The 15524-nt window shown below is 67.8% G+C and carries 12 protein-coding genes; 6 read left to right on the top strand and 6 right to left on the bottom strand.

Annotated features, from left to right (window positions below; genetic code table 11):
• Nucleotides 1-19 precede the first annotated feature (19 nt).
• Nucleotides 20-3379: a TIM-barrel domain-containing protein gene (locus tag AC5P8D_RS11810; protein WP_495203342.1), complete on the bottom strand. Its 3360-nt coding sequence runs from the start codon at nt 3377-3379 to the stop codon at nt 20-22.
• A gap of 322 nt (nt 3380-3701) precedes the next feature.
• On the opposite strand from AC5P8D_RS11810, the gene AC5P8D_RS11805 reads away from it, so the two are divergent.
• The 6 genes from AC5P8D_RS11805 (at nt 3702) to AC5P8D_RS11780 (ending at nt 11032) form a co-directional block, all read left to right on the top strand.
• Nucleotides 3702-4856 (top strand): SIS domain-containing protein, encoded by a 1155-nt coding sequence (locus AC5P8D_RS11805; protein ID WP_043399700.1) that lies wholly within the window; start codon nt 3702-3704, stop codon nt 4854-4856.
• Nucleotides 4849-5787, top strand: coding sequence for an ROK family protein (locus tag AC5P8D_RS11800; protein WP_049454059.1), 939 nt, complete (start codon nt 4849-4851; stop codon nt 5785-5787). Before AC5P8D_RS11805 ends, AC5P8D_RS11800 begins: the two co-directional genes overlap by 8 nt.
• A gap of 17 nt (nt 5788-5804) precedes the next feature.
• Nucleotides 5805-7139, top strand: a complete 1335-nt coding sequence (locus AC5P8D_RS11795; RefSeq protein ID WP_495203341.1) for a D-tagatose-bisphosphate aldolase, class II, non-catalytic subunit — start codon at nt 5805-5807, stop codon at nt 7137-7139.
• 33 nt (nt 7140-7172) lie between these two features.
• Nucleotides 7173-7949 (top strand): DeoR family transcriptional regulator, encoded by a 777-nt coding sequence (locus AC5P8D_RS11790; RefSeq protein WP_106550030.1) that lies wholly within the window; start codon nt 7173-7175, stop codon nt 7947-7949.
• A complete protein-coding gene (gene nagA / locus AC5P8D_RS11785; RefSeq protein WP_495203340.1) occupies nt 7946-9061 on the top strand; it encodes an N-acetylglucosamine-6-phosphate deacetylase in 1116 nt (371 codons plus the stop codon). The genes AC5P8D_RS11790 and nagA overlap by 4 nt, the downstream gene beginning before the upstream one ends.
• A 192-nt stretch (nt 9062-9253) precedes the next feature.
• Entirely contained in the window at nt 9254-11032 is a 1779-nt protein-coding gene (locus tag AC5P8D_RS11780; protein WP_049454064.1) for an MFS transporter, read from the top strand.
• 52 nt (nt 11033-11084) lie between these two features.
• Here the strand turns inward: AC5P8D_RS11780 and AC5P8D_RS11775 are convergent, their stop codons facing one another.
• From AC5P8D_RS11775 to AC5P8D_RS11755, 5 genes are all read right to left on the bottom strand, one after another.
• Entirely contained in the window at nt 11085-11555 is a 471-nt protein-coding gene (locus AC5P8D_RS11775) for a SecDF P1 head subdomain-containing protein (protein WP_495203339.1), read from the bottom strand.
• Entirely contained in the window at nt 11552-12103 is a 552-nt protein-coding gene (locus AC5P8D_RS11770) for an HdeD family acid-resistance protein (RefSeq protein WP_006399985.1), read from the bottom strand. Before AC5P8D_RS11770 ends, AC5P8D_RS11775 begins: the two co-directional genes overlap by 4 nt.
• Before the next feature lie 58 nt (nt 12104-12161).
• Nucleotides 12162-12851, bottom strand: coding sequence for a ComF family protein (locus AC5P8D_RS11765; RefSeq protein ID WP_495203338.1), 690 nt, complete (start codon nt 12849-12851; stop codon nt 12162-12164).
• Between the two features lie 96 nt (nt 12852-12947).
• Nucleotides 12948-14117, bottom strand: a complete 1170-nt coding sequence (locus tag AC5P8D_RS11760) for an L-dopachrome tautomerase-related protein (protein WP_495203337.1) — start codon at nt 14115-14117, stop codon at nt 12948-12950.
• A 207-nt stretch (nt 14118-14324) separates the two neighbouring features.
• Nucleotides 14325-15524 (bottom strand): MFS transporter, encoded by a 1200-nt coding sequence (locus tag AC5P8D_RS11755; RefSeq protein WP_495203336.1) that lies wholly within the window; start codon nt 15522-15524, stop codon nt 14325-14327.

Below are 15524 nucleotides of genomic sequence, written 5' to 3'. Positions count from 1 at the left end.
GAGCGGTGTTACGAGGGGGTCATGGGGCGACGATGCTGGCGGAGTCGCCCTCCTGGCCGATCAGCACGGCGTTGGCCCAGTTGGCACAGACCTGGGCGGGTTGGCTGCCCTGCGCACCCAGCGTGCGCAGGCTCAGGCTGGAAAGGCCACGGATGTCCAGCTCCGGCTTGACCACGCCGGGTGCCTTCACCAGGCCGCTGTCGTACAGCAGGCGGTTGTCACCCCAGACCTGGAACTGCAGGCCACCGGCGTTGCGGCAGGCGTCGTCGATGCCGAGGTCGGCACGCAGCAGGTGCCAGCCGCCCTGCAGGCGCAGGTCGATGCGGCTGTTGGCGCCGACGCCCAGGCCACGGCGGAACTGCAGGCCGTTCATGCGCATGCCGGCATCGCCACGGAACGACTGGTCGGCGCGCACCTGGCTGGCCAGCGCGGCCGGCACCGGCAGCTCGGAGAGATAGCGCTGCCGGGCCGGTCGCTCCGGTTCCTGGTGTTCGAGAATGTGGAAGGTGGACAGTGCGATCGGGCCGACGTCGCGCGGCTGGAGCGCATCAAAGGCGCGGGCACTGCCCTGTGCGGCGGTGACCATCGGGTCGGTGCTGCTGGCACCGTCGCCTTCGGGGTTCTGCACGCTCAGCACGCGGAAGCGCAGCAGGCGGCCGGCGTGGGCCGGGAAGTCGATGCGCTGCACGCCTTCCTTCAGCTGCAGGCGGCCACGGGCGATCGGCTCGCCCCACTCGCCATTGCTGTCGCCCAGGTAGACCTCGTAGTCGCGTACCTGGCCGTGCTTCCAGTTCTTGTCGTTGCGTGGCGCGATGTCGATGCCATCGATCATCTTCCGCTCGCCGAAGCCCACCACCCATTCGTGGGCACCGGTGCGCACGGCCTGGTTGCGCACACTGCGGAACCAGGTAGCCGGATCGTCGTCGAAGGCATTTTCCAGCGCATGGCCAGGCTCTTCGGCCGGGCGGTTGACCACCAGCAGGCTGTCGGCCGGCAGTTCGCGGCCGAGTACGGGTGCTGCCGGATAGGTATCGTCGGCGACCGCCGCAGCCACCGCGAAGTCCAGCTGTAGTTGCAGCGGCTGGCGGATGTCCTGGCTGGCGGTGCGCACATGCAGCGTGCCGCGTCGTTCGGCGGCATCGAAGTACCAGCCTTCAGCAGCAGCGTTGAACGCAGCGGCATCAGCCAGCGCCGGCAGCGCGCGGCCAGCGGCCTGCACCGCACGCGGCGCCTGTCGGCTGAGCACGCGCAGGCCGTAGCGGCGCTGCGGCAGCTGGCCGTTGTACTGGCCCTGCACCGGATCGATCTGTACCTGCACCGGGCCACTGCCCTGCGCCGGCGCCTGCACGCGGATCACCTGCGTGCTCGACTCGCCCTGCTGGTAGCGGCGCGTGTTGCCATCGTCTTCGTACAGCGTGTACTGCGACTCGCCCTGCGGATAGAGGTCGAACGTCACTTCATCCAGCGGCTTCTCGCCGTCGAACAGCATCGACGGGTACATCGGCAGGATCGCACCGGCACGCACGAATACCGGCAGCGTGGCCAGATCCACCTGGCGGTCGAGCTGGCGGCCGTCGGCGCCAGCCTGCACGCGGCGGCCATCCCAGTAGTCGATCCAGCCGCCGGCCGGCAGGTGAATGTCGCGGCGCCAGCCACGGCTGGCGGCCTGGCTGCGGTACACCGGCGCCACCAGCAGATCGCGGCCGAGCAGGAACTGGTACTTGTAGGTTTCATCCTGCGCATGCGGATCGCGCGGGTTGTCCCACATCAGGCCACGCACCGGCGGCGCGCCGGTCTGCGCGGCCTCGTGCACCAGGCCGTACATGTACGGGGTCAGGCGCATCTTCAACTTCAGGTAATCGCGGTTGATGCTGCGGTAGGGCTCGTCGTACCACCACGGATGCTTGCGTGCGTTCGACGACCAGCCGCTCATGCCCATCAGTACCGGCGTGAACGCCTTCCACTGCAGGTCGCGGGTGAAGGTCTCGGCGCTGCCGCCGAAGATCGCATCCACGTCGCCGCTGGCGTAGGCCATGCCGGACAGGCCCGACCCGACCAGGGTCGGCACGTGCCAGCGGATGTAATCCCAGCTGCTGCTCTGGTCGCCGGTCCACGCGACGGCGTAGCGCTGGATGCCGGCCCAGCCCATCACCGTCCACAGGAACGGGCGCGAATCGGAATTGTCGAGGATGCCGTTGAACGCCTGGCGGTTGGCGTCCATCGCGAACTGGTAGCCCTTGCCGGTCCAGGCCACGTCCAGCTTCTGCACGCGGCTGCCGGCCTTGCCCACTTCCCAGGCGATCTTGTCGACGCCGTTCTCGGTCCACAGTCCGGTGCGGAAGCCGTAGCCGGCCAGCCCCTTCACGGTTTCCGGCAACTGCTTGTAACCGCAGCCGTAGCCGTCGTTGGGCAGGATCCAGCCACCGGGCATGTCGTGGGCGCGGTACTGCTTGGCCACGCTGTCGATCACATCGGGGGTGGTGCCGGTCGGGCCGTCGCTCCAGCCTTCGGGCACGGTGCCGGGCTTCTTGCTGTTGTCGCCATCGTTGTAGCAATCGGCGTCGCCGTAGGACAGCGCCCAGCGCGCGACCATGTTCGGGCGGCCGGTCAGCTGGGTGTAGCGCTCGATCAGTTTCGGCAGGTCGGCGCCGACGAAGTAATAGGCATCGAAGCGGTCTTCGCGATGCAGCAGCGTGGCCTGGTCGCTCTGGCGCAGATCGTAGCTGCCATCGCTCCAGGTATTGCGCAGCATGCCCCAGCCACGGCTGCTCAGCAGCATCGGTGCTGGGCTGGGGCGGTCGCCCTCTTCCCAACCGCCGGAATAGGACACCTCCAGCTCGCGGCCCTTGAACTGGTAGCGGCCGTTCTGCTGGCCGCCACCGAAATAGCCTTCATCGGCCTGCGAGGACAGCACCTGCACGCTCTGCGCAGCATCCAGGTCCAGCGGCTGCAGTTCCTGCCACAGCGCGGTGGGCTGGCCGTTGTCCAGCCGTTCCAGGCGCATGCGCAGCGGCTGCCGCTGTACATGCAGCACCAGTGCATCAGTGCGCACGCGGATTTCCTGCGCGTCTTCTTCCAGCTGCGCCTGCACGTTCGCCTTGGGCTGCGGCAGCACGATCGGTGCAGCCTTGTCGCCGGCACCGGTCAGCGTGCCGTTGCGGCCAGCCTGCACGCGGATGATGTCGGTGGCCGGCAGTTCGATGCGGATGCGCGCGCCCTTGTCGGTCTGCAGGTCCCAGCCCTGCACGCCGTCGCGGCTGGCGCTGGCGGCAACCGAACGCAGGTTGCCGACCGACTCGGCCTGGGCCGGCATGGACGCCAACATCAATGCCGGCAACAGAGCCAGCATCAGCGGCGAGCGACGAACGCAGATTTCCACACGGACTCCCAACCCGTTCACCGGGCGTTTCGAAAGCGGTTGGGCCGACTCTAGGGCAGCGATTCGAAAGATGTCAACAAATTGAAAGGAAAAAGGAAGATATATTCCGTTGAAACGAAAGTTGTTGCGTCGCAATACTTTGTGTAATCGATTGCAGCTACCTGTTAAGCATTGTGCGATACGGCATTCGCCCCGTTCTTTCGTTTTCCCGAGCGCCCGGCAGCGGGAAAAGTCATCGCGTCATTTTCTTTCTTTTTACTTTCGATGTTTGACATTTCGAAAGAAAACGCAGATGGTGCGCTGGCCCAACTGGAACCTCCGAATGGACGTCACCCTGCTTTCCGATGTGTCCGCCTGGCAGCGCCTTGGCGGAGCCGATACCGCTACCGAAATCGCCCAGCAGCCAGCGCTGTGGGAAGCCCTCGCCCAGGATCTGTCGCGTGCCCGCGACCGCCTGCAGGCCTTCCTCGGCGGCAGCCTCAACGATCCCAACCAGCGCGTGCTGTTCACCGGCGCCGGCAGCTCCGGCTTCATCGCCGAGATGGTGGCCGATGCGATCAACGCGCAGTGGCCGGCCGAGGTGCGCGTGGTGCACACCACCAGCCTGCTGACCCATCCGGCGCTGTACCTGCAGCGCGACCGCCCGACCCTGCTGGTCTCGTTCGGCCGCAGCGGCTCCAGCCCGGAGAGCGTGGCGGCGGTGGACCGCGTGCGCAGCGACGTGGATGACGCGCGCTTCCTCGACATCACCTGCAACGCCGATGGCGAACTGGCCCGTCGTGGCGCCGGCCGTGCCGATACCTGCACGCTGCTGATGCCGTCGGCCAGCTGCGACCGCGCCTTCGCCATGACCAGCAGCCTGACCTGCATGCTGCTGGCCGCACTGACCGTGTTCGATCGTTCGCCGTGGGATGCGCGCGTGGCGCGCCTGAAGCAGATCGCCGCGCTGGCCCGCGAAGGCCAGGCGCAGTGGGATGCACCGGTGGCGGTGCTGGCGCAGCGCCCGTTCAACCGCATCATCTACCTCGGCAGCGGCCCGCTGGAAGCGCTGGCGCGCGAGTGCGCGCTGAAGGTGCTGGAGCTGACCGCCGGCCGCGTGCTGGCGCTGGCCAACACACCGCTGGGCTTCCGCCATGGCCCGAAGTCGACGCTGGACGGCAACACCCTGGTGGTGGTGCTGCGCAGCGTGCAGCCGCTGGCGCGCCGCTACGAACAGGACCTGCTGGAAGAACTGCGCCGCGATGGCGTGGCCGGCCAGGTACTGGCGATCGGCCCGCATTCGGACATCGGCGCCGATGACGAATACACCCTCACCGTGCCGGCACTGGACGATCCGTGGCTGGCACCGGTGTGGCTGGGCTTCGCGCAGTTGTTCGCGCTGCAGCGCTCGGCCGCGCTGGGCCTGACCCCGGACAACCCGTTCCCGGACGGCACCGTCAACCGCGTCGTCAAGGGCGTCACCATCCACCATGGCTGAGCTGATCGCCCACGCCTGCTACGGCATCGACATCGGCGGCACCAAGATCGAGCTGGTGGCGTGCGATGCGGCGATGCAGGTCACCTGGCGCCGCCGCGTGGCCACCCCACAGGGTGACTACGACGGCTTCCTGGAGGCGGTGGTGGCGCTGGTGGCCGAGGCCGATGCGGCGCTGGGCCGCGGTGATGCCGCCATCGGCATCGCCCTGCCCGGCGTGCGCGACCGCCGCAGCGGCCGCCAGCTCAGCGCGAACGTGCCGGCACTGACCGGCCACAGCGTGGCGGCGGATCTGCAGGCACGCCTGCTACGCCCGCTGCACTTCGGCAACGACCTGCAGTGCTTTGCCCTGTCTGAAGCGCACGGCGGCGCGGCTGACGGCTACCCCAGCATGTTCGGCGCCATTCTCGGCACCGGTGCCGGCGGCGGCTTCTGCCTGCACGGCCGGCTGCTGTCCGGCTTCAACGGCCTGGCCGGCGAATGGGGCCACTGGAGCGTGCCCGGCCACCTGCTGCAGCGCCATGGCCTGCCACTCATCGACTGCGCCTGCGGCCTGCAGGGCTGCGTGGAGCGCTACGTGTCCGGCAGCGGGCTGGCAATGATCGAGCGCCACCTCGGTGGCAGTGCCGCGGACGCCAGCGCCGTGATCGCCCTGGCCGAAGCCGGCGATGCACGTGCGCGCCAGGCGCTGGACATCCACCGCGATCTGCTTGGCCACAGCCTGGCCGCGCTGGTGCTGGCGCTGGACCCGCACGTGATCGTGCTCGGCGGTGGCCTCTCGCAGTACGCGCCGCTGTACCAGCAGCTGCCGGCGGCCATCGCCGCACATCTGTTCAACGGCGTGCAGGTTCCGCCGATCGTGCCGCCGCGCTTCGGTGATGCCGGTGGCGCACGTGGTGCCGCCCTGCTCGCCTGCCAACCCTCGTTTTCCTGATTGACCGGAGCCTGACCATGTCCCCGTTGCAGACCCTGCTTGCCTCCCACCGCGCCGGTGCCAACGTCGGCCTGTACAGCGTCTGCTGCAGCAACGAGCAGGTGCTGCGTGCGGCCATGCACGTGGCGCTGGCGCACGGCACCGTGCTGCTGATCGAGGCCACCTCCAACCAGGTCGACCAGTTCGGCGGCTACACCGGGATGACTCCGCCGCAGTACCGCGATTACGTCAGCACGCTGGCCGATGAAGAAGGTTTCCCGCGCGAGCGGCTGATCCTGGGTGGCGACCACCTCGGCCCGAATGCCTGGCAGAAGCGCCCGGCTGCCGAAGCGATGACCCACGCGCGCGTGCAGATCGAAGCCTACGTCGCCGCCGGTTTCCACAAGATCCACCTCGATTGCAGCATGTCCTGCGCCGATGACCCGGTGCCGCTGCCCGACGCCATCGTCGCCGCGCGCTCGGCCGAGCTGGCCGAGATCGCCGAACGCACCGCCGCCGATCATGGCCTGCCGCCGCCGGTCTACGTGATCGGTACCGAAGTGCCGATTCCCGGTGGCGAAGCCTCGCTGGCCGAAGGCCTGCAGGTGACCACGCCCGCTGCTGCCGCGCAGACCCTGGCGATTCATCAGCAGGCGTTCGATACGCCGCAGCTGCGCGATGCGTGGCAGCGCGTGATCGCCATGGTGGTGCAACCGGGCGTGGACTTCGACCACAGCAGTGTGCACGAGTACGACCCGGCCGCCGCCAGCACGCTGGCCGACTTCCTCGAACAGCAGCCGCGCATCGTGTTCGAAGCGCATTCCACCGATTACCAGCGCGAAAGCGGGCTGCACGCGCTGGTGCGCGACCACTTCGCCATCCTCAAGGTCGGCCCGGCGGCGACCTTCGCCTACCGCGAAGCGCTGTTCGCGCTGGCCGCGATCGAGGCTGAACTGTTGCCGGCCGCACTGTGCTCGCGCCTGCCGCAGGTGTTGGAAGAAGTGATGGTTGCGCAGCCGAAGTACTGGCAGTCCTACTACCAGGGCGATGAGGCAGCGCTGCGCCTGCTGCGCAGCTATTCCTTCAGCGACCGCTGCCGCTACTACTGGGGCGAGCCCGCGCTGGTGCAGGCGGTGCAGACCCTGTTCGCCAACCTGGAACAGCACGCGCCGCCGCTGGTACTGCTCAGCCAGTACCTGCCGGAGCAGTACCGCGCCGTGCGCGAGGGCACCCTGGCCAATACGCCTACCGCGCTGGCACGGCATCGCGTCGGCCTGTGCCTGGGCGAGTACGCCCGTGCGAGCAGCGCCAACCAGGCCGGAACCCGCACGCATCACGCAGACGCGGCTGCCGCCGTTGCTGCGAACGGCTAATCTCTACCTTTCCCCGCGACACCGAGAATGGCCATGCGCAACACCCGCTCCCGCCGGCAACAGATCCTGCAGCTGCTGATCGAGCACGGCTCGGTGCAGGTGGCCGATCTGGTCGAGCGCTTCGGCGTGTCGGCGGTGACCATCCGTGCCGACCTGACCCACTTCGAATCGCAAGGCCTGGCCAACCGTACCCACGGTGGCGCCACGCTGGTACGCACGCCGCCGCAGGAACAGGACATCCACGAAAAGGACGCACTGAACCTGCCGCTGAAGGAATCGATCGGCGCGTGTGCCGCGCGCCTGGTGCGGCCCGGTGACAACATCATCATCGACTCCGGCTCGACCACGATGACCCTGGCCCGCCACCTGCGTAGCCAGCGCGACGTGACGGTGATGACCAATGGGTTGAACATCGCCTGGGAACTGGCCAACGCGCCCGGCATCAACGTGCTGCTGACCGGTGGACTGCTGCGCCAGCAGTCGTTGTCGCTGCAGGGCAGCCAGGCCGAAGCCAGCCTCAACTCCTACAGCTTCGACACCCTGTTCCTGGGCGTGGACGGCCTGGACCTGCAGTTCGGCCTGACCACCCACGATGAAGCCGAAGCCCGCCTCAACCACCGCATGGTCGAGCGCGCGCGCCGCATCGTGGTACTGACCGACGCCTCCAAGTTCGGCCGCGTCAGCCTGCACCGCATCGCCCTGCTGGATCAGATCCACACCATCATCACCGATGCCGGCATCGACGACGCCTCCCGCGAGGGCCTGCAGCGGCTGGGCATCGAAGTGATCATCGCCGAGCCTGCCGCATGACCGACACCCGCTCCCTGCATGGCCGCATCCTCACGCCGCTGGGTTGGCGGCGTGGCCACGTCCACTTCGATTCGCACATCCGCCAGCTGCAGGTGGACGACCACAGCGGCGCTGACGACCTGCAGCTGCCGGTGATCCTGCCCGGCTTCATCGACCTGCACGTGCATGGTGCGGCCGGCGTCGACCTGATGCAGGGCGGCGACGTGGCCCGCACCATTGCCCGCACCCACTTGCGCTTCGGTACCACCACACTGCTGGCGACCACCATGACCGCCGGCCTGGATGAGATCGAGCACGCGCTGCACGGCGTGGCCGCAACCATCGCAGCGCCCGATGCCGATGCCGCCTGCATTGCCGGCGTACATCTGGAAGGGCCGTTCATCAGCCCGCAGCGGCTGGGCGCGCAACCCAACCGCACCATCGAGGCGACGCTGGCGCTGGTGCAGCAACTGCATGCACTTGCACCGATCCGGGTGATGACACTGGCGCCGGAAATCGGCGAGCACACCGCGCTGATTCCCGCGCTTTCGGCAATGGGCATCCGTGTGCAGCTTGGCCACAGCGCCGGCACGTACGAAGAGGGTGTTGCTGCCCTGCAGGCGGGTGCCTCCGGCTTCACTCACCTGTTCAATGGCATGTCCGGTGTCGATCACTATCGCCCGGGCATCGCCGCGGCTGCCCTGGCGCATGCACAGTACGCCGAGATCATTCCCGACCTGCAGCACATCCACCCCGGCGTGATCCGCCTGGCCACACGGGCGATTCCGCGCCTGTACGCGGTGACCGACGCCACGGCGGCCACCGGCATGCCCGATGGTGAGTACGCGCTGGGCGAACAGCGCGTGCACAAGTGTGGAGGCTGCGTGCGCCTGGCAACCGGTTCGCTGGCGGGTAGCGCACTGACCATGGACCAGGCGCTGCGCAACCTTGTGCGTGTGGGATTGGAACTGGCCGATGCCTCGCAGCGCGTGTCCACCTTCCCCGCCGATTACCTGGGCTTGAGCGATCGCGGCCGCATCGCGCCCGACGCCCGTGCCGACCTGGTGGTGCTGGACGCCGAACTGCGCCTGCAGCGGGTGGTCATTGGCGGGCGGGTGGTCGATCTGAACTGACGCACGCCATGCGGCCCGGACGCCGCGCAGGCTCCCTGTAGAGCCGAGCCATGCTCGGCTCACCGCGCGAAGCGCGGCATGGGGGACCTCGATATCGGAACGGAAAGCAGCCGAGCATGGCTCGGCTCTACAGAAAGCACTCTGCGACGAACCGCCGCCGGGCGTGGCCCGGCGCTACCACAGGAACTGCCGATGACCGCAAGCACCGCCCCGCGCTGGCCCGTACGTTACCTGCTCTTCATCGGCGGCCTCGGTGGCCTGTTGTACGGCATCGACATCGGCATCATCGCCGGTGCCCTGCCCTATCTTGAAGCGACCGCCAGCCACGCCTGGCAGCTCAGCAGCCAGCAGCTCGGCTTCGTGGTGGCAGCGGTGCTGCTGGGCAGCGTGTTGTCCTCGCTGTTCGCCGGCATGATCGCCGACCTGATTGGCCGCCGCGGCGCGATGCTGCTGGCCGGCCTGCTGTTCACCGCCTCGATTCCGATCATGGCACTGGCCTCCGGCTACACGCCGCTGCTGCTGGGACGCCTGCTGCAGGGCATCAGTGGCGGTCTGATCGGCGTCGTGATTCCGCTGTACCTGGCCGAAGTGCTCAGCCCCGAACGGCGCGGGCGCGGCGCGGCCATGTTCCAGCTGCTGCTGACCGTTGGCCTGGTGCTGGCAGCCCTGATCGGCCTGTACCACGCCCATGCCGTGGATGCCGCCGCCGAGGCCGTGCGCTCGCTGCCGGTCGCGCAGCAGGCGCAGGAACTGTTCACGGTGAAGGACCACGCCTGGCGCACCATCTTCTGGACCTGCCTGGCGCCCGGCCTGCTGTTCTGCGCCGGTATCTTCTGGCTGTCCGAATCACCACGCTGGCTGGTGCGCCGCGGCCGCATCGATGAAGCCCGCCGCAGCCTTCAGCGCGTCCTCCCCGCCGCAGACGTCGAGCCCACGCTGGCCCAGATCCAGGCGCCGGAATCGAGCAGCAGCGACGGCAAGCGCGACCCGCTGCTCAGCCGCCGCTACGTGGTGCCGTTCGTGCTCGCGTGCGTGGTGCTGGCCTGCACCCAGGCCACCGGCATCAACTCGGTGCTGGCCTACGCGGTCAACATCCTCAACCAGGCCGGCCTGTCCGGTTCGGTGGCCAACGGTGCCGACGTGGCGATCAAGCTGCTCAACGCGGTGATGACCGTGGTCGCGCTGCTGCTGGTCGACCGCAAGGGCCGCAAGTTCCTGCTGATGCTGGGCAGCGGTGGCATCTGCGTGGCCCTGCTGGCGGCGGCCACGCTGTTCTTCCAGGCCGAGCGCGGACGCGCCGATGTGCAGCCTCAGCTGCAGGCGGCGGTCAGCGGCGACGGCCTGCAGCTGGTGCTGGATGACGCGCAGTGGCAACGCCTGAGCAATGGCATCGACAGCCAGGGCCGACCGATGCAGCTGACCGTGTCGTACGCCTATGGTGATTTCACCAATGTGCGCGCCCTGCGCAGCGACAACCTGATTGATCGCGAACTGCGCATCGAGCGCACCGGCACCGTGCAGCCGGACAGCGTGATCGGTGCGTTCTTCCGCAAACTCCACCTGAATCCATTTGCCGACCCGGCCAGTGCCAGCCAGGCGCCATTGCGCATCGAGCAGGCCCGCATTGGCCCGGTGCCGCCACCGGCACACGGCTGGGCGGTGGCCACCTGCATCCTGGTGTTCGTCGCGTTCTTCGCGGTGGGCCCCGGCGTCTGCGTGTGGCTGGCACTGTCGGAGCTGATGCCGAACCGCATCCGCTCCAACGGCATGAGCATCGCGCTGCTGATCAACCAGTTCGTGTCGACCACCATCGCCGCCCTCTTCCTGCCCACGGTGGGGCACTACGGCTACGCCAGCATGTTCGTGTTCTGGGCGGCGTGCACCTTCGTGTTCTTCCTGGTGGCCGCATTCTGGCTGCCGGAGACCAAGGGCAAGTCACTGGAGGAGATCGAGGCACGGTTCGCCCGGTAGCAGTCGACCTTGGTCGACCTCCGCGCGCAACGCGTTGGTGTTGGCGCGCCCGTCACTGACCGGTGATGTGCTTCGCCAACGCCTGCGCCTCGGCGATGCTCGGCAACCCGCTCAGCATCATCGATTCACCGAACGGGCCTTTCACCGTCGCCACCATCAGCACGCGGCCGTCCACGCTGAGCGCCGCGCGCTGGCCCACCAGTGCTTCCGTACCATCGTGGATGCGCTGGTGCGCTTCGTGTCGAAACCGGATCTGCAGGCCCGGCTGCTTGGCCTCGTCCAGCACGTAGCGCACATCGGCGATGTCGGCGCTGCCAGCGATCGGCGGCTCGCGCAGGGCGAGCGTTTCGCCCTGCCACTGCGCCTGCCTGCCCTTGCCGTCCGCATCGACCGCGCTCAGGCGTACATCCACACCCGCGCGCGGCGCATGATCCTTGCCTGCCAGCGCACCGGGCGTGGCACCCGGCATGCATCCGGCCAGCACCAGCGCTGCGCCCAGCAGGAACGGAAACGCGCCCCTCACTTCAGCTTCCGCAGCTTGAAGGCCACCAGTACCTGCAGCAGCCCATACAGCAAGCTGCCGATACCGATCCACAGCGTGGTCACCGCCACGCCCGCATAGGGATTTGCGGCAAACAGCAGGCCCAGCACCACCGCCAGCACGCCACTGAGGATCAGCAGCCACTCGCCCTGGATCTGCTTGCGCACGCGGATCGCGAACACGATGCGATAGATGCCGGCCACCAGCAGCCACGCGGCCAGGAACAGCACCAGCACGCTGGCGGTGGCCAGCGGGTTGATCACCGCAAGGATGCCGAAGCCCAGCGAAGCGATGGCATACAGCGCCAACCAGCCACGCGAGGCACCACTGCCGCCGCTGACCAGTGCGAACAGGCTGATGACGCCTTCAACGATGGCCATCACGCCCAGTGTCCACGCCAGTGCCATCGCTGCGGACAGCGGCCAGCCAATGGCAACGATGCCAAAACCCAGTGCGACGAGCCCGTACAGCAGCAGGATCCACCAGCTGCGCCCAACCGCCGACAACAAGGGAGACAAGGGGGAATTCATGACCACTCCTTCGATCCGGAACCGGCCTCATCCTAGCCCCTGTGGATGAAGAGGGCGATCACGGCGCCCGCGCACAGACCCACACGCGCACCTCCCCAGCGCCGACCAGGCGCAGCGTCTCGGCGACCTCCATCACCGTGCTGCCGGTGGTCATCACGTCATCGACCATGGTCAGCCGCGTGGGCACCGGACCACGGACAGCAAACGCATCGAACAGATTTTCCCGGCGTTGTTCGGCCGTGCGCTCGGACTGCGGTGCGGTATGCCGCCGCCGGTACAGCCCCTGCCAGACCGGCATCGGCAGCAGGCGACACAGCTCTGCGGCCTGGTTGTAGCCGCGCTGGCGCAGGCGTCGCCTGTGCAGCGGCACCGGCACCAGCGGCGGACACCACCACGGCGGCGGCGCGCGCTGCATCAGCTGCGCCAGCAGGCGCCCCGCCGCCAGATCCTGATGGAACTTGTAGCGGACCAGCAACTGGTCGACCGGCGGCAGGTACAGCAGGCTCGCATGCGTGGCGGCCTGTGGCGGTACCTCCTCGCGGCAGGTGCCGCAGACGATCAATGCGGTGTCCGGCAACGGCAGCGCGCAGCGCAGGCAGGCCCGGCCGGCCCAGGGCAGTCCGGCCAGGCAGGCATCGCAGAGATCGAGTCCATCGTGGCCCGGGTCACCGCAGACCAGGCAACGGAGCGGTAGCAGCACACGAAGTGCGGCCTGCACGTGGCGGCCCACGTCGAAGAAGGCAGACATGCGCTTCAGCATGTCGCCGCCGTCAGCGCGTTGCCATCGGGGGGGCCCTCAACGACCCGTAGGCATTTTCATCTCCCACCTTTTGCCCCGATCACCTCACCGCGTCGGCGCAGGCTTCGCATCCACCCGGGTGCGATACATCATGTACGGCGTCTGCCGGCGATCAACGCCGCCATTGAATCCGGCCTGCCGATGCAGCTGGTTGGCAGTGAAGTACAGGTAGCCATCCGGCCCCATCGACAAGGTATCCGGCCACAGGATGCGCGGATCGTGCACCACGGTCGTCCAGCGCCCCTGCGCATCGCGGGCATGAATGGCGTTGTGCTCGTAGTCGCTGGCGTACAGCCGCCCGTTGGCGTCCATCTCCATGCCATCGGAGGCGCCCTTCTCGCCCAGGTCAACGACCGCAGCAGCCAGCGCCGCCTCGCTCACCTTCGGATCGCGCAACAGTGCGGTGGGCACGCTGTACAGATGGCGGCTGGACAGTGGCGTGTAGAACAGCGTACTTCCATCCGGCGAAAGCGCGATGCCATCGGCGGCAACGGTGAACGGTGCCGACGAACCGTCGGCCTTGCGCAACCGCATCTGCCGGCCCTCCACGATCGGCACGAACGCGGGATCGGCCGAGGTGGATACATGACCGATCAGACGCTTGGATGCCGCCCCCGTAGCGAGGTCGATGACGATGATGCCGCCAATGCCGCTCAGTGACGAGTCGGTCACGTAGGCCACGCCCTCGCGGCCGACACGGAAATCGAAGCGCACATCGTTGACGTAGGTACGCGCGTCGATGACGTTTGCCGGGAACACCAGGGTCTTGGCCACGGTATTGGTGGCCAGATCGATTGCCACCAGCTTGGCGCCACCGGCCTGCGGGGCAGAGAACCCGGGCGCGGCGGTGTCCAGCACCCACAACCGGCCCCGGCCATCGGCCACCACACTCTGCACGCTGATGAAGTGGGCCGCCGGATCGGGACCGTCCTTGCGGTTGATGCGCGCATCCGGATAGGGCACGGCGCGGCCATCACGCCACTCGGCCACGCTGTAGGGCACCTCATCGCCCCAGCGCGGGAAGTTGACGAAGATCCGCCCGGTCTCGGACACCGCCACGCTGGTGGGCATCGCACCTTCGAAACGCGCCACCGGCTCGATGACACCGATGCTGCGTTCGCTGGGAAGCACAGGCGTGCCTGCCAGCGCCAGCGCGGGGGAACTGGCCAGGGCCAGGACGGCAGCCGCCAGGCTGCGGATACGGCAGTTGATCATGGTTGCTCTCGATGCAGGTCCGGGTGCAGCCCCGGCGTGGGTGCATCTTCAGCGGCGCACCTGACATCGGGTAGACGGTGCAACGGGGAATCAGCTTCACTGCAGGAGTGAAGATACGAAATGATTGATCCTGATTATCCGAGCAATGGAACGTGCCTATCGGCAGATCGTGCAGACCGCTGTCGCCCCACAGTTGTGGCGCGCGCCCTACAGGAGCAGAGCAGCCCGTTTTGCCGTCCGCCAAGCCAACAGTGCGGCGACCAGCAGGACGCCGGCGCTGGCCATGAAGTTGATGGCATAGCCGAGACTGTCGAACAACAGTCCCCCCAGGGTGGAGCCCAGCGCGATCGAGCACTGCACTACCGCGACCATCAATCCGCCACCGGCCTCGGCATTGCCGGTGAAGGTCCGCGCGACCCAGCTCCACCAGCCCACCGGCGCCGCGGTGGCGAGGAAGCCCCAGATGGCAAGCAGCGTCACCACCGGCCATGCGCATGCGCCCAGTGGCACCAGCGCTACAGCCACAGCTGCCATCAGTACGGGGATTGCGATCAGGGTCCTGTACAGACCACGCGCGAGAAAGACACCAATGACGAGCGTCCCGACAACGCCGCTCGCGCCAATGGCAAGCAGCATCAACGGCAATGCGGTGCTGCCAGCATGGGTCACGGCTTCCAGGAACGGCCGGATATAAGTGAACAGTGCGAACTGCCCCATGAAGAATGCGCCGCAGGCCCCCATGCCGAGGAGCACGACGCGGTGCTTGAGCAAGCCCAGCACACTGTCGGTCGCGGCGACGGGCGATGCCGGCATGCGGGGCAGGCTCAGCCATTGCCACACCAGTGCGACGGCCGCTATGGGCAACAGGCACAGGAAGGCACCCCGCCAACCGATCACACCGCCCAGCCAGCTCCCCAGCGGCGCGGCAATCACCGTTGCCAATGCGTTGCCCCCGTTGAAGATCGCCAGTGCGCGTGGCACCTGTGCCGCAGGTACCAGTCGCATGGCGGTGGCGGCGGACATCGACCAGAAGCCACCGATGACGATGCCGATCAGCGCGCGGCCCGCCATGTACATCGCATAGCCGTTGGCCCATGCCACCACCGCGCCGGAGACCGCCATCAGCGAGGTCAACGAAAGCAGTAGTGTCCTGCGGTCCACGCGAGCCGCCACGCGGCTGATCGACAGGCTGGTCAGCACCGCGAACACACCTGAGATGGCGATGCCGTAGCCGGCCATGCCTTCGCTTACGCGCAGATCGGCGGCCATGAGCGTGAGCAGGCTGACTGGCATGAACTCCGAAGCGATGAGAGCGAACACGCATAGCGTCATCGCCAGCACACCGCCCCAATGCGCACGCGCAGGAGTGCTTTCCGCCGTTGCGTTGGATGCGATCGCAGCACTCAT

It is taken from the genome of Stenotrophomonas sp. YJH_SMC_101-4 (assembly GCF_059370395.1).
The sequence above is the reverse complement of the archived record's forward strand: the minus strand, read 5'-3'. Positions and strand labels throughout refer to the sequence as shown.